21 protein-coding genes are annotated in these 19,287 nt (G+C 66.6%); 9 read left to right on the forward strand and 12 right to left on the reverse strand.

What is annotated here, in order from left to right:
* Positions 1 to 110: 110 nt before the first annotated feature.
* A complete protein-coding gene (locus BLU74_RS06600) occupies positions 111 to 1,232 on the reverse strand; it encodes a pyridoxal phosphate-dependent aminotransferase (RefSeq protein ID WP_089766579.1) in 1,122 nt (373 codons plus the stop codon).
* A gap of 262 nt (positions 1,233 to 1,494) precedes the next feature.
* Here BLU74_RS06600 and BLU74_RS06605 point away from each other — a divergent pair, with 262 nt between their 5' ends.
* From BLU74_RS06605 to BLU74_RS06615, 3 genes are all read left to right on the forward strand, one after another.
* Entirely contained in the window at positions 1,495 to 2,577 is a 1,083-nt protein-coding gene (locus tag BLU74_RS06605; RefSeq protein WP_089766481.1) for an ABC transporter substrate-binding protein, read from the forward strand.
* Positions 2,574 to 3,464, forward strand: coding sequence for an ABC transporter permease (locus BLU74_RS06610; RefSeq protein WP_089766482.1), 891 nt, complete (start codon positions 2,574 to 2,576; stop codon positions 3,462 to 3,464). The genes BLU74_RS06605 and BLU74_RS06610 overlap by 4 nt, the downstream gene beginning before the upstream one ends.
* Before the next feature lie 65 nt (positions 3,465 to 3,529).
* Positions 3,530 to 4,279, forward strand: coding sequence for an ABC transporter ATP-binding protein (locus BLU74_RS06615; protein WP_089766580.1), 750 nt, complete (start codon positions 3,530 to 3,532; stop codon positions 4,277 to 4,279).
* Between the two features lie 22 nt (positions 4,280 to 4,301).
* Here BLU74_RS06615 and BLU74_RS06620 read toward each other — a convergent pair whose 3' ends face one another.
* Positions 4,302 to 4,496, reverse strand: a complete 195-nt coding sequence (locus tag BLU74_RS06620; RefSeq protein WP_089766483.1) for a hypothetical protein — start codon at positions 4,494 to 4,496, stop codon at positions 4,302 to 4,304.
* Between the two features lie 98 nt (positions 4,497 to 4,594).
* On the opposite strand from BLU74_RS06620, the gene BLU74_RS06625 reads away from it, so the two are divergent.
* The gene (locus BLU74_RS06625) at positions 4,595 to 5,944 is read left to right on the forward strand and encodes a DEAD/DEAH box helicase (RefSeq protein WP_089766484.1); all 1,350 of its coding nucleotides are present in this window, start codon (positions 4,595 to 4,597) and stop codon (positions 5,942 to 5,944) included.
* Positions 5,945 to 5,962: 18 nt separating this feature from the next.
* On the opposite strand, the gene BLU74_RS06630 is transcribed toward BLU74_RS06625, so the two are convergent.
* Positions 5,963 to 6,364: a hypothetical protein gene (locus tag BLU74_RS06630; protein ID WP_089766485.1), complete on the reverse strand. Its 402-nt coding sequence runs from the start codon at positions 6,362 to 6,364 to the stop codon at positions 5,963 to 5,965.
* Between the two features lie 104 nt (positions 6,365 to 6,468).
* Between BLU74_RS06630 and BLU74_RS06635 the strand changes: the two genes are divergently transcribed.
* Positions 6,469 to 8,040 carry a DUF790 family protein gene (locus BLU74_RS06635; protein ID WP_089766581.1) on the forward strand — a complete coding sequence of 524 codons (1,572 nt, stop codon included), beginning with the start codon at positions 6,469 to 6,471 and terminating at the stop codon, positions 8,038 to 8,040.
* Between the two features lie 21 nt (positions 8,041 to 8,061).
* On the opposite strand, the gene BLU74_RS06640 is transcribed toward BLU74_RS06635, so the two are convergent.
* Complete coding sequence (locus BLU74_RS06640; protein ID WP_089766486.1) at positions 8,062 to 8,610, reverse strand: DUF7122 family protein; 549 nt, start codon at positions 8,608 to 8,610, stop codon at positions 8,062 to 8,064.
* Positions 8,607 to 9,545 carry an RsmB/NOP family class I SAM-dependent RNA methyltransferase gene (locus BLU74_RS06645; RefSeq protein WP_089766487.1) on the reverse strand — a complete coding sequence of 313 codons (939 nt, stop codon included), beginning with the start codon at positions 9,543 to 9,545 and terminating at the stop codon, positions 8,607 to 8,609. The genes BLU74_RS06640 and BLU74_RS06645 overlap by 4 nt, the downstream gene beginning before the upstream one ends.
* Before the next feature lie 111 nt (positions 9,546 to 9,656).
* Here BLU74_RS06645 and BLU74_RS06650 point away from each other — a divergent pair, with 111 nt between their 5' ends.
* Both BLU74_RS06650 and BLU74_RS06655 read left to right on the forward strand, forming a co-directional pair.
* Entirely contained in the window at positions 9,657 to 10,400 is a 744-nt protein-coding gene (locus tag BLU74_RS06650; RefSeq protein ID WP_089766488.1) for a proteasome assembly chaperone family protein, read from the forward strand.
* A 52-nt stretch (positions 10,401 to 10,452) separates the two neighbouring features.
* Complete coding sequence (locus BLU74_RS06655; protein WP_089766489.1) at positions 10,453 to 11,190, forward strand: nucleotide exchange factor GrpE; 738 nt, start codon at positions 10,453 to 10,455, stop codon at positions 11,188 to 11,190.
* A gap of 9 nt (positions 11,191 to 11,199) precedes the next feature.
* Here BLU74_RS06655 and BLU74_RS06660 read toward each other — a convergent pair whose 3' ends face one another.
* Together BLU74_RS06660 and BLU74_RS06665 are read right to left on the reverse strand one after the other, a co-directional pair.
* Positions 11,200 to 12,120: a DUF4349 domain-containing protein gene (locus BLU74_RS06660; protein WP_089766490.1), complete on the reverse strand. Its 921-nt coding sequence runs from the start codon at positions 12,118 to 12,120 to the stop codon at positions 11,200 to 11,202.
* Positions 12,121 to 12,333: 213 nt separating this feature from the next.
* The gene (locus BLU74_RS06665; RefSeq protein ID WP_089766582.1) at positions 12,334 to 13,185 is read right to left on the reverse strand and encodes a polymer-forming cytoskeletal protein; all 852 of its coding nucleotides are present in this window, start codon (positions 13,183 to 13,185) and stop codon (positions 12,334 to 12,336) included.
* Between the two features lie 268 nt (positions 13,186 to 13,453).
* On the opposite strand from BLU74_RS06665, the gene BLU74_RS06670 reads away from it, so the two are divergent.
* Entirely contained in the window at positions 13,454 to 13,651 is a 198-nt protein-coding gene (locus BLU74_RS06670) for a DUF5800 family protein (protein WP_089766491.1), read from the forward strand.
* 51 nt (positions 13,652 to 13,702) lie between these two features.
* Here the strand turns inward: BLU74_RS06670 and BLU74_RS06675 are convergent, their stop codons facing one another.
* Both BLU74_RS06675 and BLU74_RS06680 read right to left on the reverse strand, forming a co-directional pair.
* On the reverse strand, positions 13,703 to 14,386 hold the full coding sequence (locus BLU74_RS06675; RefSeq protein ID WP_089766492.1) for a dolichyl-phosphate hexose transferase: 684 nt from the start codon (positions 14,384 to 14,386) through the stop codon (positions 13,703 to 13,705).
* Between the two features lie 78 nt (positions 14,387 to 14,464).
* Positions 14,465 to 15,250 carry a ribonuclease H-like domain-containing protein gene (locus BLU74_RS06680; protein WP_089766493.1) on the reverse strand — a complete coding sequence of 262 codons (786 nt, stop codon included), beginning with the start codon at positions 15,248 to 15,250 and terminating at the stop codon, positions 14,465 to 14,467.
* Positions 15,251 to 15,400: 150 nt separating this feature from the next.
* Here BLU74_RS06680 and BLU74_RS06685 point away from each other — a divergent pair, with 150 nt between their 5' ends.
* Positions 15,401 to 16,111 carry an SOS response-associated peptidase gene (locus tag BLU74_RS06685; RefSeq protein WP_089766494.1) on the forward strand — a complete coding sequence of 237 codons (711 nt, stop codon included), beginning with the start codon at positions 15,401 to 15,403 and terminating at the stop codon, positions 16,109 to 16,111.
* A 29-nt stretch (positions 16,112 to 16,140) separates the two neighbouring features.
* Here the strand turns inward: BLU74_RS06685 and BLU74_RS06690 are convergent, their stop codons facing one another.
* The 3 genes from BLU74_RS06690 to BLU74_RS06700 are packed head-to-tail and all read right to left on the reverse strand — an operon-like array spanning position 16,141 to position 19,094.
* The gene (locus BLU74_RS06690; RefSeq protein ID WP_089766495.1) at positions 16,141 to 17,139 is read right to left on the reverse strand and encodes an ABC transporter ATP-binding protein; all 999 of its coding nucleotides are present in this window, start codon (positions 17,137 to 17,139) and stop codon (positions 16,141 to 16,143) included.
* A complete protein-coding gene (locus BLU74_RS06695) occupies positions 17,136 to 18,119 on the reverse strand; it encodes an ABC transporter permease (RefSeq protein ID WP_245705745.1) in 984 nt (327 codons plus the stop codon). The genes BLU74_RS06690 and BLU74_RS06695 overlap by 4 nt, the downstream gene beginning before the upstream one ends.
* Before the next feature lie 24 nt (positions 18,120 to 18,143).
* Entirely contained in the window at positions 18,144 to 19,094 is a 951-nt protein-coding gene (locus BLU74_RS06700) for an extracellular solute-binding protein (RefSeq protein WP_245705746.1), read from the reverse strand.
* Positions 19,095 to 19,287: the final 193 nt, after the last annotated feature.

Raw genomic sequence — 19,287 nt, forward strand, 5'->3', positions numbered from 1 at the left:
CGGGACGCACGTCCCTCCCCAGGACGAACGGAGCCGTGTCCTGACGTCGCGTCCCATCTGGATCTCCGCGACGTCCGGTGCCAAACGCGGTGAGTGCGCCCCGCTCGCGTTCACACCACGGCGTCGTACGCGTCTTCCATAATACTGAGCGCGTTCCGGAGGGACTCCTCGTCGGTCGCATACGAGAGACGGGCGTACCCGTCACCGTGGTCGCCGAAGGCCTCCCCGGGGACGATGACAACGCCCCGATCCAAGCACTCGTCGACGAAGCCCTCGGGGACTTCTGGCATCGCGTAGAACGCACCGCCCGGTGTGGGTACGTCGAGACCGATCTTCTCCAGGCCGTCGACGACGAGATCCCGTCGCTCGCGGAAGGAGTCGGTCATCTCCGCAACCTGGTCCTGTGGCCCCGTCAGCGCGGCCTCGGCGGCGAACTGCGAGGGTGCCGCGGCGCAGGCCTGCGCGTACTGGTGAACGCGGAGCATCCGCTCGACTCGCGGCGTGGACGCCGTCACCCAGCCGAGTCGCCACCCGGTCATCGAGTAGAGTTTCGAGGCCGAGTTGACCACCACGACGTTGTCGCTCTCGGCGAACTCCATCGGCGAGCGGAACTCGCCGTCGAATACCGTATACTCGTACACCTCATCGGAGATGCAGAGCACGTCGTGTTCGTCGGCGATCCGGGCGAACTCGCGGACGTCTTCCGGTGGGGAGACCGCTCCGGTCGGGTTGCCGGGGCTATTGACGACGAACGCCGCGGTGTCGTCGGTGATCGCCGCCTCGATGGCGTCCGGATCGATCGTGAGGTCCTCGCGAAGCGGAACGGGAACGGGCGTACCACCCGTGAGCCGCGTGAGCGCGTCGTAAGAGACGAATCCGGGGTCCGGAATTATGACTTCGTCGCCGGCATCGACGTGGGCTTCCAACGCGATGTGAAGCGCCTCAGAACCGCCCGCAGTGGCGATCACGTCGTCGGGGTCGACGTCGAGGCCCTGGTCTCGTTCGTGCTTCGCAGCAATCGCCTCTCGCAACGAGGCCATCCCCTTGTTCTCGGTGTAGCCGTCGGCAGCGCCGTCTCGGATTGCTTCGACGGCTGCCTCGCGGGCGTGCGGCGGCGCGGCGAAATCCGGCTGCCCAAGTCCCAGATTGATCGCGTCCTCCCCCGCGGCCTCGAACACCTCGCGGATGCCGCTGATCGACACCTGCTCGACCCGCTCGGAAAAGTTCGTCATATCCTCGCTGGCGTCTGCCACCGGGTTAGGTCTTGCCTCCTCGGCCGACCGCGCCGGTAGCCGTCAGTGACGACTGCCGTGCATCGTGCATAAATAAGCAACTTTTACTGGTATCTCTGACAACACCTGAACGGCGGCTCTGAACCCAGGGGGCCGTTCCGGACCGAACGTGGCCAATCAGGGCTTTTTCGACCGTCTGACCTGTGCGTGACGTTCGCCGCGTGCGCGCTGTAAATAAGGGAGGAACGCCTATAACAGTCGAATGACAGACGACACGACGACCGATCGGATGGCGGTCTCGCGGCGACGGGTACTCCGGTCGGCCGGGGCGATCTCGGCGGTCGGCCTCACGGGCGTTGCAGGCTGTACCGGCGGTGGGGCCAGTGGAAGCGGCGGTGACGGCGGCCTCGAGGAGATCACCGTCGCGTATATGCCGATCTATCCGGATATGCAGTACTTCATTATGGAGCAGGAGGAGTACTTCGACGAACTGTCGGCGACGGTCTCCGGCGAGGTATTCTCCGACGGCCCGAGCATCGTCCAGGCCTCCGCGACCGGCGATTTCGACGTGATGATGTTCGGCATCGTGCCGGCGATGATCGTGATGGACAAGGGCATTCCCTCGAAGATCACCGCCGCAAATATCCAGAACGCGATGCAGATCCTCGCACACGACGACTTCGCGGCGATGTGGGCGGACGCGTCCTCGGGTGCCGAGGCGTTCGCTCGCTTCGAGGAAGAACGGGGTCGGAAGTTCACCTTCGGAACGTTCCCACCCGGTTCGGTTCCGGACATCCTGCTCCGCTACTGGCTCGCGGAGATCGTCGGCGTCGATCCCGAAACCGACGTGAACGTCACGGCGCTGGGCGGCGCCGGTCCGGTCCGGCAGGCGCTCCTGGCGGGCGAAATCGACGGGACGTCCATTATGGAACCGGTCCCGACGATCGCCGAAATCAACGACGCGCCGTATCAATCGATCGCCTGGGCGGGCGACTTTATGCCCGGCCAACCCGCGGCGGTCACGCTGATGCACGACCGCCTCCGCGAGGACAACCCCGAGCAGGCGGCGGCGTTCGTCGAGCAGCACCAGCGCGCGACGACGTTCGCGAACGAGAACCCCGAGGAGGCGGCACAGCACGCGAGCACCGTCATCGGGGAGTCCTCGCTGCCGGTCGAGACCGCCCGGCGGGCGATGGACTCTCGGGCCTCTGATTTCATCACTGATCCGCACAAGATCGCCGACGGCGCACAGGTCTTCTCCGAGTACGCCGAGCAGTCCGGCAAGACGAGCGAGGTACTCTCGAACGACGCGATGTTCGACTTCGGGGTGTACGACTCGCTATGAGCCTCGAGACGGGAGCGACGTCCGGCACCGGCACGTCGGAAGCGGCCCGGCCCGACGAGGAGTCCGACTCGGTCTCGACGAGTTCGCTCGCGGACCTCGACGGAACGAGTTTCGCCTACGGTGCGGTCGGATCACTCGCGTTTCTCGCCCTCTGGCAGGCCGCGGCGATGGCGGTCGACCGGACGTATCTCCTCCCGTCGCCGGTGGAAGTCGCGACGGCGTTCGTCGTCGAACTCACCGCGCCGACGACGTTTACCGTCCCGTTCGTCGGCGTCGCCATGCCGGCGACCCGACTGACAGCGAACCTCGCACAGAGCCTTCTGCACTACCTTCCGGGGCTGGTCGTCGGGAGCGTCCTCGGGATCGCCCTCGGCGTCGGGATGGGGTGGAGTGGGCGGCTCGACGACGCACTCACACCGGTCACGCGCTTCCTGCGGCCGATCCCACCGCTGGCGTGGATCGTCTTCGCCATCGTCTGGATCGGAATCGGCCACGGCGGCGCGGCGTTCATCGTCGGCATCGGCGCGTTCTGGATCAACTTCTACAACGCCTACGCCGGTGTCGAGGGCGTCGAGACGCACCTGAAGGAAGTCGCGGCGAGCCTCGGCGTCGACGACGACCTCACGATGATCCGGAAGGTCATTCTCCCGGCGGCGACGCCGTCGATCGCGACCGGGATCCGGACGAGCATCGGGCAGTGCTGGATGATCGTCGTTGCCGCCGAACTGTTCGGCGCGCCCGGCGTCGGATTCCAGATCATCAACGCCGCACAGAACCTCGCGACAGACGTCAGCGTGGCGTATATGGCCGTCATCAGCCTCGTGTTCCTCGTGAGTGACGGACTGTTCCGGCGGGTCGAACGGAGGGTCCTGGCGTGGCGGGCGTGAGCGACGGCGACGCGGCGGCGTCGGATTCCTCGACGGCCGACGACGCCGAGCGGACGAACGCGACGATGCGGGGCTCGAAAGTCGTCGTCGACGACGTCGGCAAGGTCTACGAGTCCGATCGCCAGCGTGTCGAGGCGCTCTCTGGCGTGCGCTTTACCGTCAACGACGGCGAGTTCGTCTGTCTCGTCGGTCCCTCCGGGTGTGGGAAGACGACGCTGTTCCGGACGATCGCCGGGCTAGAAGCCCCGACGAGCGGTGAAATCCGCCTGGACGGCGAGCCGGTCACCGGGCCCGGGACGGACAGAGGGATGGTGTTTCAGGAGTACGGCCTGTTCCCCTGGCGGACCGTTCGCGAGAACGTGGCGTTCGGCCTCGAAGAACAGGGGGTGCGCGGCACCGAGCGGACCGACCGAATCGACGAGATGCTGCAGTTGGTGGGCCTCACCGACTTCGCAGACGCCTATCCCAAGGAGCTCTCCGGCGGGATGAAACAGCGCGTCGGGATCGCGCGGGCCCTCGCGGTGGACCCGGAGATCCTGCTCGCCGACGAGCCCTTCGGAAGCGTCGACGCACAGACCCGCGATATGCTGCATCAGGAACTCCTCCGGATCTGGTCGGAGACGGAGAAGACCGTCCTGTTCGTGACGCACGACGTCGAGGAAGCGGTGAAACTCTCCGATCGGGTCGTCGTGATGGCAGCCGATCCGGGTCGGGTCCGTGAAGTCGTGACCGTCGACCTCGATCGGCCGCGCGATCGGACGGAACCGGCGTTCGGCGAGTACGTCGATCGAGTCCGCAGACTGATCGGGGAATAGCGACCGAGACGCGGCCCGCTGGTCAGTCCTCGTCCGCCTGTGCCTCGCGCAGGCGCTCGACGTGTGTCATCACGACCGACAGCGTCGCGTCCGCGTCGACGTAGCCGCGCTCGTAGTCGTCGTATGCGGCGTCGACATCGCGGAGGACCGCCGCTACCGTCGCCTCCAGCGACTGTTCCCCGGCCTCCTCGTCGGTTTCTTCGGATTCGCGGCTCATACCACCGGAGTTGCGTGCGGGTCGGTAAAAGCCCGCCGTCCGAGTCATCAGCCACCCTCGGCCCACAGTATATATGCGATCACCACGCACCTCCGGGCGTGCTCACGCTGCGGTTCGAGGACGGAACTATTCGGATCGAGGGACTCGACGAGTCCGCGGCCCGCGCCGCGTCGCTCCCCGGCGTCGCCTGGGACGAACGCGGCCTGGTCGCCCGCACGCCCGCGTTCCGGTACGCGGACCTCCGGCGCGCGCTTCGCGACGCTGACTCGACGGTCGCCGACCACGTCCTCCCCGAAGAGACGCTCTCGCTGTCGCACTCCTACGACTTACGACCGTACCAGCGAGACGCGATTACCGCCTGGCGCGAGCGCGGAGACCGCGGCGTCGTCGAACTCCCGACGGGCGCGGGCAAGACCGTACTCGCCGTCGACGCGATCGCGACGCTCGGCGTGCCCACGCTGATCGTCGTGCCGACAATCGATCTGCTCACGCAGTGGCGACGCGAACTCGAAACAGACTTCGACGTCGAAGTGGGGCAGTTCGGCGGCGGCGAACAGACCCAGGCACCGATCACGGTCTCGACGTACGACTCGGCGTACCTCCGGGCCGAGGACGTCGGCGGTGACTTCGGGTTCGTCGTGTTCGACGAAGTCCACCACCTCGGCGGCGAGGGATACCGCGACATCGCACGACTACTCGCGGCTCCGGCGCGTCTCGGGTTGACGGCGACCTTCGAGCGTCCGGACGGTGCGCACGAGGTCCTCGAAGACCTCGTCGGGCCGAAGGTGTACGAGACGTCGGTCGACGATCTCGCCGGTGAGCATCTCGCAGCGTACGAGATCCGGCGGATCGAAGTCGAACTGGGCCCCGAGGAGCGCGAGGCGTACGACGAGGCCCAGGGGACCTTCGTGGACTACCTGAAACGCTCGAACCTCTCGCTGACCAGCGGATCGGACTACCGCAAACTGGTGATGCGCTCGGGCACCGATCCCAAGGCCCGGGAAGCCCTGCTCGCCAAGCAGCGCGCGCGCCAGATTATGATGAACGCCGACGCGAAGGTGGACACGCTGGGACGCCTGCTCGACCGTCACCGCGACGACCGCGTGATCGTCTTCACCGCGCACACGGACCTCGTCTACCGGCTCTCAGATCGCTATCTGCTCCCGGCGATCACGAGCGAGACCGGCGCGAGCGAGCGCCAGGAGATTCTGGATCGGTTCCGCGAGGGGACGTACTCACGAGTCGTGACCGCGAACGTCCTCGACGAGGGCGTCGACGTTCCGGACGCAACCGTCGCGGTCGTACTCGCCGGGTCCGGTTCCGAGCGGGAGTTCACCCAGCGGCTCGGGCGGATCCTCCGCCCGAAGTCCGACGGCCGAGGCGCGCTGCTGTACGAAGTCGTGACCGAGGAAACTGCCGAAGAGCGCGTGGCCGACCGACGGCGGTGAGCCGTCAGCGCACCCCACTCAGCCGACGTCGACGCTCAGGCTCCCGTTCGAGGTGAACCGCGCGTACTCGACGTCGAAAACCACTGACCACTCGGCGGTCGAGTCCGAGTCGACTGCCACTGACGTCTGCGTCTCAACCCGCTCGTCGCCGATGTCGGCCGTCACCGTTACCGTCGCGGTCGTCTGGGTTTCGCCTCGGTTCTCGACCGTGCCGAACACGCGGAGTGTGCCCGCGTCGGTCGCCTCGAAGTCGAACGTGCCGACGACGAGGGCCGGCGGGGGAGTGGTTTGCCGGGGCTCCCCCGCGGGTGCCGCCGGGGGGTTTCGCGGACCCGTCGCCCGGGGCGCCGCGCCGAGACAGCCGGCCAGGACTGCGGTGCAGACACCGGCGGCGGCCTCGAGGAGGCTTCGTCGCTTCATCGTCTCCCGAAGGACCGGCCGGTGTGATCAGTCTTCTCCTCGCGGCCGGGCCGTCTCGACCCCCCGGCGGCACGCTCTTGGCCTGCGCCCGCGAAATCGTGGACGTGCTGCGAAAAGACCTCTTGCGCGTCTCGCGGGCAGGCGGCGGCTACCACCCGCAGTTCGCAGAGCGCGCGGATCGTCCGCTGGCCGCGCGCGTCGTCGGCGTCTTTCAGGGCCACGTCGGCGAGCCGCGCGTCCGACTCGACGAGGCGCTGGAGGATCTCGAACGCGATGCTGAGGACTTCAAACTCGTCCGGGGGTTCGCCGCGCTGCTGGAGCGCGAAGCGGTGTTCGAGACGCGAGCGCCCCTGCCGCCGGCCCGGGTCCGTCGGGTCGCCTTCGAGGCCGCCGAGTCCCTCGGCCCGGTCGTCACGGCGGCGGACCGCCGCGAGGCGCTGGACGCCGCAGCCGACCGACTGGGAGCGGACCGCGACGCGGTCGAGCAGTCGCTGTACGCCGACCGCGACCGGAACGAGGTGCTCACGGAGTTCGATTCGCGGTGGGACCCGGCACAACTGATCGCGCAGTACAATCTATCGCTCGCGCAGACGGCACTGTTCGACGCGACTGAGGTCCGGATCCGGAGTTCGGACCCAAAGCGGCTGGTCTCGGCGGTCAAGCGCCTCGGCCTGCTGTACGAGATCCGACGGCTGACCCAGGACAGCGCCGACGAGGCGACCGACGGCACGGCGGCGCGCGAACTCCTGGTGACGGGACCGGATGCGCTCTTTCGCCGCACGAGGCGGTACGGCACGGCGTTCGCCCGGCTACTGCGCAGTGTTGCGGCCACCGCCGACTGGTCGCTGACGGCGACGATCGACGATCGAGGGACCGAACGCGAACTCCGACTCGGTCCCGACGACGTCTCCGTCCCCGACGTCGACCCCGTCGCCGAACCGACGTACGACAGCGGCGTCGAAGCCGACTTCGCCGCCCGGTTCTCGAATCTCGATCTCGACTGGGAACTGTCCCGGGAACCCGAACCGCTCGCGGCCGGCGCGCGGGCGATGATTCCGGATTTCGCCTTCGAGTACCGCCCCGGTGATGCGGATCCAGCGGGGGACGCGGCGGCCCCCTCACGCAGGGTCTTCTTCGAGGTGATGGGCTTCTGGACGCCGGCGTACGTCGAGAAGAAACTGGATCAGTTCGGGAGCGTCGCCGAAGACGTCGAACTCCTCGTCGCGGTAGACGAATCGCTCGGCGTCGGCGAGGAGATCGAGGCGCTGGATCACCGCGTCGTCACCTTCTCGAAACGGGTGCGGGTGAAAGACGTCGTCGACGCGCTCCGCGAGTACGAGTCCGAACTGATCGCGCGGGCTGCGGCCGGCCTGCCCGAAGCGTTGGTTCCCGACCGGGACGTGGTCAGCCTCGAAGACGTCGCGAACGAGCGCGGTGTCGGCGTCGAGGCCGTCGAATCGGTGTCGTTTCCCGAACACGAACGCGTGGGGCGGACGCTGATCCGGCCGGCGGTGCTCAGCGAGATCGAGGCCGACGTCGAGGCCGGACTGTCGCTCTCGGCGGTGGAGGAGACGATGTCGCGCCACGGCATCGACGAGGTGGCTGCAGTCCTCTCGCGACTCGGGTACCGCGTCGCCTGGGAAGGACTCGGTGGCGGCACCGTCCAGCCGAAGTGAGTCTGTCCCAGTCTACGAGATCTATGAGAGGTCTTCCTGCCGTCCCTTCGGGACGGTCGACCGGAGTTCGCCGTGGAGATAGAGGCCGACGCCGATCGGTTCGACCCCGTCGGCGATCTCGTGGGCAGCGATCACGTAGCCCCAGTCGCCGTCCCACCGGGGGAGTTCCTGGTCCTCACCGCGGGCGAACCGCTCTGCCTCGGTCCGATCGAGACGCACCACGTTCTCGGTCGCGGCACGTCCGAATCGCTGGACTGCGTCCGTCGAGGGCTTCCAGTGTTCCTGCCGCGTCCGGAGGATGCGCAGCCCCAGGCTTTCGACCGGGATCGGCGAGACCACGTCGGCCGCAAACGCCCATAGTTTCCCGTTGCCCTTCTCCCAGAACGTGTGTTCCTCCCACGTCGCTGGCGGAATCCCGTATCGCTGTTCCCACCACTGAACGACCTCCGCTCGGGTCGGTCGGCCCGGCACCTCGCGCTCGGCGGCCGTCGCCGGCAGTCGGTCGAACCGGTGGCCATCGTTCTCGGGGGGACTGTCGCCGTCGACACCGTCCGTGTTCGGGTCAGTCATCCAGTCACCTCCAGTTTCGCACAAAAGAACCCGCCCGTGTCGTTGCGGTGCGGGTAGACGCGGTGTGCCAGTTCGACCGACGGGTCGTACTCGTCGCCGTCCCACTCGGTGATCCCCGGGTCGGTCTCGAATCCCGCGGGCGGTTCCCACTCGCGGAGTTCGCAGTCTTCGGTCTCCAGCGCGTGATTCAGCACGGCCTCGTTCTCTTCGGGGGCAAACGTACAGGTGGAGTAGACCACGGTCCCGCCCGCGCGCGTCGCCTGAACCGCCCGCCGGAGGATCCCTTTCTGTATTCCCACCACGCTCTCGACGTGGTCCATCGACCACTGGTCGAGCGCGTCGGGGTTCTTCCGGATCGTCCCCTCACACGAGCAGGGAGCGTCCACCAGCGCGCGGTCGACCGCCTCGATCCGGTTTTCGTCGTCAGTGCGGTCGCCGAACGGCTTGAACGAGAAATTCCGTGCGTCCTGATTCGTCACGACGAGGTTCGTGATCCCCAGTCGCTCGGCGTTGTGTCGCAACGCCGAAAGCCGTCCGAGGTTGTTGTCGTTGCCCAAGAGCACTCCCCGATCGTCCATCAGGTCGGCCAGTTGCGTGGTCTTGCTCCCGGGCGCGGCACAGGCGTCCCAGACGACGTCGCCGGGTTGTGGATCCAGTGCGAGTGCGGGCAGCACCGAGACCTCCTCCTGCCCGTGGAGCCAGCCGTGGAAGTACGGCCACGACGTCCCGGGACCGCGCTCTTCGAGTCGGAGGATGCCGGGGTGCCAGTCGGTCGCCTCGTACTCGACGTTATCGGCGTCGAGTGCCGCGCGAGCGCGCGCTATCGACGCCTTGAGAGTGTTGACGCGGACGACAGACGGGAGCGGCCGATCGCACGCCGCCCGGAACGCGTCGAACTCGTCGACGATCGACGCGTACCGCTCGAGTGGTTGCATACGACGAGCCACTCGGCGTATGCGCTTGTGAATGTCGGTTCGCGGAGGCCGACTGGCGCAGTGCGGCGCTGGCCCAGCGATTTTTTGTACCGGTGCGCTCTTGCGTCACATATGGCACGGATCTCCGTCCTCGCAGACGACCTCTCACTCACAGAGCCGTGTTTGATCGAGGGATTCCCCGGCGTCGGACTGGTCGGCAAGATCGCCGCAGACCACATCGTCGAGGAGTTCGAGATGACGCACTACGGGAACATCTACTGCGACAGCGTGCCGAAGGTCGCAGTGTATCAAGAGGACAACGCCAAACTCCACCCGCCGGTCCGCCTCTACGCAGACGAGGAGCGGGACCTCCTCGTCCTGCAGAGCGACGTTCCCATCCAACCGGCTGCTGCTGACTCGCTCGCCGAGTGCCTCTCGGGGTGGTTCACCGACCTCGACGTGATGCCGCTCTATCTCTCGGGGATTCCGAGAGAGAAAGAACAGGGGCACGTCCCGTCGCTGTACGGCCTGGGCGTCGGCGAGGGGATCGATCTCATCTCGCAGGCCGGGATCGAAGCGCCGTCGGAGACGGGGCTCGTCTCCGGGCCGACGGGCGTCCTCCTGAACGCCGCGGTGGAATCAGACCGCGTCGCTGTCGGCCTCGTCGTCGAGTCGGACCCGCGCTTTCCGGACCCCGAGGCCGCACGGGTCCTGATCAAGAAGGGAATCGAACCGCTCGCGGATCTGGAAGTTCCCGTCGACGACCTCGTCGACCGAGCCGAACAGATCCGACAGGCGAAAGAGCGGCTGGCAAAGCGGATGCAGGAGGCCAACGAGGAGAGCACTCAGGCGCGTCCGATCGGGATGTACCAGTAGCTGCCAGGCCAGTTTCTACACGTTTAAGACGCGCGGACCACTCTCTCCGGGTATGAGCGAAGAGTCCCCCGAGAGCCGTTCTGCCGCCGAGAAAGACGGAGACAACGCGCGCGCCGCAGCGGCCGCCGAACGGACCGACGGGGCCGACGAAACCGACGCAGTCGAAGAGGAGACTGCAGGTGAGAACGGGCCGGAGAGCCCGACCGCCGAGGAGCCCGAATCGGCCTTGGTCTCCCGCGTCGCCGAGTTCGACGAAACGCTGGCCGAAGACGTCGCGGCGCTGGAGGCGCGGCTCGCGGCAGCCGAAGAAGACCTCGAGGAGCGCGACGACCGAATCGAGGAACTCGAATCCGCGCTGAAGCGCTCGAAAGCCGATTTCAAGAACTACAAGAAGCGCGCGAAGAAGCGCCAAGAGGAGATCCGCGAGCGCGCGACCGAGGACTTCGTGGGACGGATCGTCAGCGTCCGTGACAATCTTGTTCGCGCGCTGGATCAGGACGAAGACGCGGACATCCGCCCCGGGGTCGAGTCGACGCTGGAGGAGTTCGACCGAATTCTCGAGGAGGAGAACGTCGAGGCTATCGAGCCCGAATCCGGCAGCGACGTCGACCCGACGCGGCACGAGGTGCTGATGCGGGTCGACGACGAAGAGCCCGAAGGCACCGTCGCCGACGTCTATCGGCCCGGCTACGAGATGGCCGGAGCCGTCGTGCGCGAGGCCCAGGTGACGGTCAGCACCGGCGAGGGCAGCGACGACGAGCCCAGTACCGACGGCGACAGCGAGGCATAGCCTCGCTCGTCACGGGATGAATCGTCGCCGGTACCGCCAGGCGGCGCCGACGACGAGGACCATCGGCAGCACGAACGTGATGAGATACGGGAGCGCGTAAGCGGTCCCGACCACGAGCGCGCGAGCGACCACGGCGACGCCGTCGACAGACTGGAGGAACGCCGAGAGGACTGGCGTGTCGTACCAGCGATCGGGCGCGACCCGGTTCGGCGTGGGTCGTGGCTCTTCGAGCCGCACGGTCAACGTCGAGTACGCGACCTGATTCTGGAGCGACTGCAGCCGCGCGTCGAGCCGTTCGATCTCCTGCTGGACGTCAGAGAGTTCACGCTGGACGGCGAGCACGTCCTCGGTCGTATTCGCCTGCTGATAGAGTTCCCGGAGACGGTCGCGCTCGGCGCGGAGGTTCTTCAGCCGCGCCTGGATATCGACGATCTGTCCGGTCACGTCCTGGGCGTCGGTATCGACCGATTCGACCTCGCCGAGTCCTTTCGCGTCATCGACGAGGGCGTCGAACTCGGACTGTGGGACACGGAGCACGACCGCTCCGCGGACCCAGGTCTGGTTGTCGATCTCGCGGCGCTCCTGCGACGTGTCCGAAACGTACCCACCGTACCCCTCGGTCGCTTCGGTGATATTCGAGCGGGCTCGCTCGAAGTCCTCGACCTCGACGACGACCGTGCCGGTCCTGATCACCTGTCGTTCCTGAACGGTGACCGCGGCGTCGCCGTCACCGCCCGTGCCATCTTCGGCGTCCCGGGCCACCGCTGTCTCCGGTGGGTCGCCTGTCGCCTCAGCCCCTGCGTCGGCGACCTCGGTTGCCTGTTCGTACCCCCCATCAGCGCCGCCGCTGCCGCCCCCGGTCGCGCCACAGCCGGCGAGCGCGACCAGTGCGACCAGCGCGACGAGCGCAAGTGTCCGTCTCGATGCCATCACGTGCGTCCGTACGTGGAACCACGGGAAAGACGCGCCGGTGGCACAAAGGCGGCTTTGAGTTTTCTCGAGGCTCTCGATAGTTGCGAACAGCCGGCGGGACGGCTCCGCGTCGAGGTGCCGGACACCCGCTGCCCGACGCGGACTGAAGGCTACGTCACGGGGCGTCTGGCCCCGGCTTCGTATATAAGAGTTCGTGAGCGTCTGCGGCCCTCACTCGGCGTCGCGCGAGTCGTTCGGCCGGACGAGTCGGACGTCTCCCTGTGCTCGAATCGTCCCATCGATCTCCGCGCCGTCGTGGAGTTCGAGTTCCGAGCACGAGACGTCACCGAGGATCCGAGCCCCGTCGGCGATCGTCACGGCCCCGTCGCGGGTCGTCACGTCGCCGTGAATCTGGGTGCCGCTACCGACGCTGATGTCACCGCGGGCGCGGAGGCTCCCGAAGATGTTGTTGTCTTCTCCGACTGTGAGCCGCTCCGCGCGAACGTTCCCGTGGAGCCGACACCCGTCTCCGATCGTCGCCGGGGTCGACGCCTGCCAGGCGTCGTCGGAGACCGTCGACCCGCGCGGGATCACGAGCGGGTCGTCTTCGCTGTCGCCCGAGAGCGCCTGGGCGAGTTCGTCGGCTGCGTCGTTCTCCCCGAGGCGGAGGAGCTGTGAGAGCACCACGAAGTAGAAGACCAGGGTCGGGACCGGATTCCGGATGACGATCCAGCCGTTGGCCTCGAAGCCCTCCTCGATGTCGACGTCGTCGCCGATGTCCAAGTCGCCGGAGACCATCAGCCGCCCGGCGATGTGGACGCGTTCGCCGAGATACGCGTCCTCGCCAACCAGGACGTTGCCGGCGACGTCGCACCACACGTCCAGACGACAGTCGCCTTCGGCCTCGATATCACCGCCGAAGGTGACGCGTTCGCCCGCGAGGACGTTCCGTCCGCGGACGCCGAACTCGACAGTGCTCTGTCCGCCGACGACCACGTCTCCGTCGGTCACGAGATCGTGCTCCTCGACGGTCGTGCCGTCCGGGATCTCGAGCGCGTCGAGCGGATCTTGACCGAGTGCCACACTCCGGATCAACACACGCGGCATATTAAACGGCGCGTCAGACGGTCGTCGGACGCTTCGAGACGATCCCGGCAGTGGAATCGACTCCGGTGGTCGAATCGACTCCGGTGGTCGAATCCACTCTGGCGGTCGCACCGAGCCCGAACTCAAACCGAACCCGGAAATCGGATCGAATCGGGACTCAAATCCAGCCGGAAATCGGATCGAGACCGCGAAGCGATCGATGCGGATTGATGGCCTTTTACTCCGCGGCCGACTACGCCCTCGTATGACCACACTTTCGTTCGACGAGGACGGCGTCGACGTCGTCTACGAAGGGACCGAATTCAGACTGGAGAAACCCCTCATCGAGGAGGCCATCGAGAAGTCCTATCCGGACGTGACCGACCACGAAGTCCTGAAGATCGTCGAGGAGAGCCCGTCGCTGAACGGCGAGCCGCGGCGGATCCAGGACATCATCCGCTGACAACGCGCGCACCACGTGTCGGAGCCCTCCGGAGTCACTGCGTCGCCGAAGCTACCCGAATTGCTCTTCGAGACAGACCTTCACGATCGACTTCGCGATGGCGGCACCGCCCTCGATCGGATCGAGTTTCGTTTCCCCGGCGCGCTCGCGGTACGGAATCGGCTCCTCTCTGACCTCGTAGCCGCGCAGCAGCGGCCGGATCAGGAGCTCCGCCGACAGCCCCGTGTTCTCGGTCCACTCGATATCGTGCAGTAGCTCCCGCCGGTAGGCGCGCATCCCGGTCGTCGTGTCGTGGACGCGCTCGCCCATCAACCCCGAGGCCAACAGGGCGAACGCGGCGTTGCCGAAGCGGTTGAACGCGGGCATCGCGTCGGCCCCGTGGTACAGACGGTCGCCCGAGACGACGTCGTAGCCCTCGTTGATCAACTCGAGGAACGCCGGGAGTTTCTCCATCGGATAGGTGTCGTCGCAGTCGGTGGTGACGACCACCGGGCGGTCGGGCGCGACGAGGGCCTCCCGGACGGCGTAGCCGTACCCCATCGGCGGCTGGTCGATGACGGTGGCGCCGTGCTCGCGGGCGATCTCCGGCGTCCGATCGTCGGAACTGTCGACGCAGACGATCTCCGCGCGCCCGTCTGTGACCGACTCGATGTCCCCGAGGACGCTCTCGATGGCTGCTTCCTCGTTGTAAGTCCCCATAACGACCGCCAGGTCGTCGAAGGTGTACGTAGTCATTACCCGCCGTTTCGTCTGGGGGTATTTGTGTTTTTAGGTTCGCCAAAAACATTCGCGGCGACCGACGCGACGGCTCAGTTACGATCGCGGATCGGGAATGCCGGCGGGTTCGCCGGCGACGGCGCCCAGCGAGTCGTCGTGGAGGCGTCTGGCGACCACGTCGGCGAGGTTCTGGAGGTTCTCCGTGTCCTCGCGGTTGTACGAAACCAGCGTGTCGAGCGCGCCGTCGTCGCCGTCGCGGGCGTACTGGTGCCAGAGGCGTACGGCATCTTTGCCCGAGAGGTCCGGGCGGTCGCGGTCGATGCCGACCGCTCGCTCGATGGCTTTCAAGCCGCCGGTCAGATCGATGCGGCGGCAGGGGTACATCAGATCGAGGTGCGGCGCGTCGATCGACACGTCGAAGTTGTCCTCGAGGAACGGGACGTCGAACTGCTTGCCGTTGAACGACACCACAAGTGGGGCGTCGCGGAACTGCTCGCGGAGCGATTCGTCGGTGAGATTCTCGCCGCGAACGAGCGTCGTGGTCTCGCCGCCCTGTGTGACCGAGACGGTGGTAACGTCGTTGCGGCCGGCGTCGAGGCCGGTCGTCTCGATGTCGAAGAAGACCGCACGGTCCCTGAAATTCTCGTAGAGCCGCCAGTTCTCCTTCGTCGGGAAGCGCTCGCCGAAGTAGTGCGCGTCGTCGTCGTCGAGTCGCTCCAGCGCCTCCGCGAGGAAGGATTCGACCCGTTCGCCCATCTTCGGTCCGACCGGGGCCCGCGCCGGGTCGAAGTCTTCCCACGTCAGGATGCCCGCCTCCCACAGCGAGCGCTCGCGGGTCTCGCCGACACCCTCAGCGGGGACGAAGCTGTTCTCGATTCGCATATCCCAACGAGAGAGGGCCCCACGCCTAAGCGTGTCGGAGGCCGCGTCGGGGGGCCGGTATCCAGCGGCTGTACCGTCCGGCGGATGTACCCGTCGGTGAGGGAACCGTGGCCGATTCAATTTTCACGCCCCAGATCCGAGACTCTGGGTATGTGCGGTCGTTACACGCTCTTTACACCTACCGAGGAACTGGAGGCGCGCTTCGACGCCGAGTTCCCCGGTTCGAGAACCCCGCGGTACAACTGCGCGCCGGGACAAGCCCTGCCGGTCATCAGAAACGACGCGCCTGACACCTTCCAGCGGCTCCAGTGGGGGTTAGTCCCGTCGTGGGCCGACGACGAACGCGCCGGTAACGACCGCATCAACGCCCGCGCGGAGACGATCGACGAGAAGGCCAGTTTCGCTGACGCGTACGAACGCCGTCGCTGTCTGGTCCCCGCAGACGGCTTCTACGAGTGGGTGCAGCGTGACGAGACCAAGCAGCCGTACCGGGTCGCGTTCCAGGACGATCGCCCGTTCGCGATGGCGGGGATTTGGGAACGCTGGGAGTCCGACCACGCCCAGACGGGACTCGGTGACTTCGGCGGTGACGGCGGTGCCGACGCGGACCCGGAGGTCGTGGAGTCCTTCGCGGTCGTCACGACCGATCCAAACGACGTCGTCGCCGACTTACACCACCGGATGGCAGTCGTCCTTGATCCCGAAGAGGAGTCGACGTGGCTCCAGGGATCGACCGAAGAAGCCGCCCGTCTTCTGGATCCGTACCCCGCCGAAGCGTGGGACGCGTACCCGGTATCCACCCGCGTGAACAGCCCCGGAAACGACGATCCTGGACTGGTCGACCCGATCGAGGCCGAGTGAGGAACGAGTGGGAGTGCACCGCCGGCCGTTCAGCAGGGGTGGAATCGGTCGCGCGGGAACGTCACCGACACGTCGCTCCCGACTGACGGCGGATGGTCGGCGAACGCCTCGACGGTCACATCGTCGAAGGCCAGCGTCACGCGGTTGGTCGCGTCCTCGCGGACGACCCGCTGAACTGTCGCGCGGAGGTCGCCGTCGCCGTCTTGGAGTCGGATCGCCTCGGGTCTGATGGCGACCTGTCCGCTCGTGCCGTTCGGGCGCGCAGGGTTCTCGGCGCCGGGCCCGCTGCCGTTCAGAAGCGACTTGAGTTCGGGCGCGGACGAGAGATCGACGACGTTCGACCCGGTGAACTTCGCAACCATCGACGACTTCGGGCGCTCGAAGACCGCCTCGGGCGTCCCGCGCTGGACCACACGGCCGTCTGCCATCACGATGATCCGGTCGGCGATCGCCCGTGCGGTCGTTCGGTTGTGGGTCACGTAGACAGACGTGACGTCGGCGAGGACGTCCACGAGGTCATCCCGCAATGACTGCCGTGTCGGCACGTCGAGCGCGGCCAGCGGTTCGTCCAAGAGTAACACCTCCGGACGGACGGCGAGGGCGCGAGCGAGTGCGACGCGCTGTTTCTCTCCCCCCGAGAGGGTCGGCGGACTCCGGTCGGTCAGGTGGCCGACGCCCAGTTCTGCGAGCAGCTCGTCGGCATCGCGTGGTGAGTCGCGATAGCGCGCGCCGTACTCGACGTTCTCCCGCACGGTCATATGTGGGAAGAGCGCGTAGTCCTGAAACACGAACCCGAAGTCGCGATCCTCCGGTTTGCGGTCGGTGATGTCCTCGCTGTCGGCAGTGACCGTTCCCTCGTGGCCGTGGAAGCCGGCGAGCGTCTCCAGGAGTAGTGTTTTGCCGCTCCCACTGGGGCCGAGGATGACAACCGTCTCTTCGTCGCCGGCTTCGAGCGCGGCGTCGACGGTGAACGGCTCTGCGCCCTCGGCGGTGAACGTCGAGGTGAGTTCGGCGCTGAGGTGAGTCACGGCATTCCCCCCGTCGCGTCGTCGTTGGTCAGGTATCGCACTATCAAGAAGATGACCGCAGAGACCGCCAGCAGGAGGAACGCGACGGCACCGCTCTCCTCTAGGCCACCCTGGAGGTACGTGTTGTAGACGAACACCGGCGCGTGCTGGGCCGTCACCTTCTCGCCCGCCGGTGGGTAAAAGAACGTGACGCTGTAAGCGACGACCGCGACTGCACCGAATTCAGAGACGGCCCGCGCCCACGCCAGCACGCCCCCGGTGATCATCCCGCGAGCGGCCAGCGGGCCCGTCACGCGCCGAAACGTCTCCCACCGGTTCGCCCCGTGGATCCGGGAGGCGTACTCGAGGCGGTCCTCGATCGCCTCGAAGGACTCCCGTGTGGCGTTGACAGCGTACGGCGCGGCGACGAAGGTCATCGCCAGCACCATTCCGACCATCGATCCGAGCACCGAGACGTTCGGGAACGCCCCGCTCTGCCCGAAGCCGAACAGAATCAAGATCCCGGCGACCGAGTGCGGGACGACGAGCGGAAGGTCGACTAGGCTCTCGACGAGGGGTTGTCCGGGGAACCCCTCCGAGAGGAGGTGCGCGAGCGGGACCCCGAATCCGAGGCTCAGCAGGGCGGCCAGAAGCGGTCCGTAGACGCCCAGATACAAGACGCGATGGACGTCGGGGTTCAGCGCTTTCTCGACGACGAGTGATGGCGTCTGACGCGCGACGAACATAAACAGCGGCAGTCCGAGTGCAACGACGAGCACACTACCGAGCGTCGCGGTCGCAACAGTGAACGACGAACCGTCCAGAACGTACGCCGTAACCGCCGTGCTCCCGATCATAAAGTACGCGTACCACGTCGGGCGTCCGGTCGTGTAGGCGGCGGCGAAGGCGACTCCCTGGAGGACCACGAACCCGACGACGAGCGCGACGCTCGTCATCCCGCCGGAATCGACCTCGACACTGGGTCCGGTTTCTGTTGCCATCAGAACCTCTTCATCGGGGTCGGCTCATAGTTCCAGTGGCCCGAGCGTTTCTTGCGCACTGGCAACGTTCATCACGCGTTCAGGGATCGCGTCTTCGGAGGCGGCTGGGACGACGACCGGATCGACCGGCACGAGACCCAGATCTTCCAGGATCTGCCGACCGGGTTCAGTTGCGAAGTACTCGACCCACTGGGCTCCACGGCCGGGCGCCTCGGCGACGCTCGGGACCGTCAGCCCATAGGCGATCGGCGCGCCGGTGAAGGTCCCCGAGCCCGTCTCGACCTCGGCTTTGGCGTAGTGCTTCGCGTACTCACTGGTCGCCTGTGAGAGGTCGACTTCGGGCTGGAGGTCGATATACGGGAGACCGGAGTTCGCGGAGATCGACTGATAGTAGAACACGTAGTCCAGTTCGCCCGATTCGAGTTGGCCTTCGAGGTTCGTCTCGGTGCCCGTCGGAACGGTGGAGTTCTCTCGAAGCGCCTGGTAGGTGGCATCGTCGTAGAGGCGCTCGCCATTGAATTCGATCGCGCCGAGTTGCTGTGACATTACTGCGCGGTACCCACCAGGATCAACGGCCGGATCGGAATGACCGATCGTGACGCCGTCGCGGGTCAGCACTTCCCACCAGTTGTCCGCCGAAATCTCGTCGGCTCCGGGGGAGTCCTCGCGATACTGGATCGACATCGAGTTGGTCGTGAAGATGGCGTACCAGTCGCCGTACTCGGGGAGCACGCGGTTCCGGATGAGCCGGAAGTCCGAGACTCCGAGGACATCGGCCGAACGGCCCTGCTGGGTGATCTTCTGCGTCGAGGCGACCGACCCTTTCGCTTCGCGGTTCACGTCCACATCGTATTCGTCCTCGAACTGTGGCTCGGCCTCGCTGAACGGCGGCGCGAGCGACCCCGCGTGGAAAATCGTCATCGAGTCCGACATCGGCGTCGCGGTTGGAGTGCCTGTCTCCGTCGCTGTCGACATCGAGTCGGTTTCCTCGGACGCTGTGGTTTCCGTCGATCCTGAACTGTCGCCTCCGCCCGAACAGCCGGCGAGTGCGGCGATGCCGGTCCCTCCAGCAATCGTCAGGAATTTTCGGCGGGATGTAATCGATTGTTCGGCCCCTTTCTGAGTACCGTTATCAGACCGTTGTTTCGACATAGATACAACCGCGTTT

The sequence above is a fragment of the Halobellus clavatus genome (genome assembly GCF_900107195.1).
GTDB lineage: Archaea > Halobacteriota > Halobacteria > Halobacteriales > Haloferacaceae > Haloquadratum > Haloquadratum clavatum.

Bases quoted from the DNA above. Each gene is read 5' to 3' on its own strand.
- BLU74_RS06680 (WP_089766493.1), bottom strand. From the start codon at position 15,250: ATGCGAATCGAGAACAGCTTCGTCCCCGCTGAGGGTGTCGGCGAGACC.
- BLU74_RS06660 (WP_089766490.1), bottom strand. From the start codon at position 12,120: ATGGCATCGAGACGGACACTTGCGCTCGTCGCGCTGGTCGCACTGGTC.
- BLU74_RS06620 (WP_089766483.1), bottom strand. From the start codon at position 4,496: ATGAGCCGCGAATCCGAAGAAACCGACGAGGAGGCCGGGGAACAGTCG.
- BLU74_RS06630 (WP_089766485.1), bottom strand. From the start codon at position 6,364: ATGAAGCGACGAAGCCTCCTCGAGGCCGCCGCCGGTGTCTGCACCGCA.
- BLU74_RS06605 (WP_089766481.1), top strand. From the start codon at position 1,495: ATGACAGACGACACGACGACCGATCGGATGGCGGTCTCGCGGCGACGG.
- BLU74_RS06700 (WP_245705746.1), bottom strand. From the start codon at position 19,094: ATGTCGACAGCGACGGAGACAGGCACTCCAACCGCGACGCCGATGTCG.
- BLU74_RS06610 (WP_089766482.1), top strand. From the start codon at position 2,574: ATGAGCCTCGAGACGGGAGCGACGTCCGGCACCGGCACGTCGGAAGCG.
- BLU74_RS06655 (WP_089766489.1), top strand. From the start codon at position 10,453: ATGAGCGAAGAGTCCCCCGAGAGCCGTTCTGCCGCCGAGAAAGACGGA.
- BLU74_RS06670 (WP_089766491.1), top strand. From the start codon at position 13,454: ATGACCACACTTTCGTTCGACGAGGACGGCGTCGACGTCGTCTACGAA.
- BLU74_RS06650 (WP_089766488.1), top strand. From the start codon at position 9,657: ATGGCACGGATCTCCGTCCTCGCAGACGACCTCTCACTCACAGAGCCG.
- BLU74_RS06600 (WP_089766579.1), bottom strand. From the start codon at position 1,232: ATGACGAACTTTTCCGAGCGGGTCGAGCAGGTGTCGATCAGCGGCATC.
- BLU74_RS06645 (WP_089766487.1), bottom strand. From the start codon at position 9,545: ATGCAACCACTCGAGCGGTACGCGTCGATCGTCGACGAGTTCGACGCG.
- BLU74_RS06695 (WP_245705745.1), bottom strand. From the start codon at position 18,119: ATGGCAACAGAAACCGGACCCAGTGTCGAGGTCGATTCCGGCGGGATG.
- BLU74_RS06685 (WP_089766494.1), top strand. From the start codon at position 15,401: ATGTGCGGTCGTTACACGCTCTTTACACCTACCGAGGAACTGGAGGCG.
- BLU74_RS06615 (WP_089766580.1), top strand. From the start codon at position 3,530: ATGCGGGGCTCGAAAGTCGTCGTCGACGACGTCGGCAAGGTCTACGAG.
- BLU74_RS06675 (WP_089766492.1), bottom strand. From the start codon at position 14,386: ATGACTACGTACACCTTCGACGACCTGGCGGTCGTTATGGGGACTTAC.
- BLU74_RS06640 (WP_089766486.1), bottom strand. From the start codon at position 8,610: ATGACTGACCCGAACACGGACGGTGTCGACGGCGACAGTCCCCCCGAG.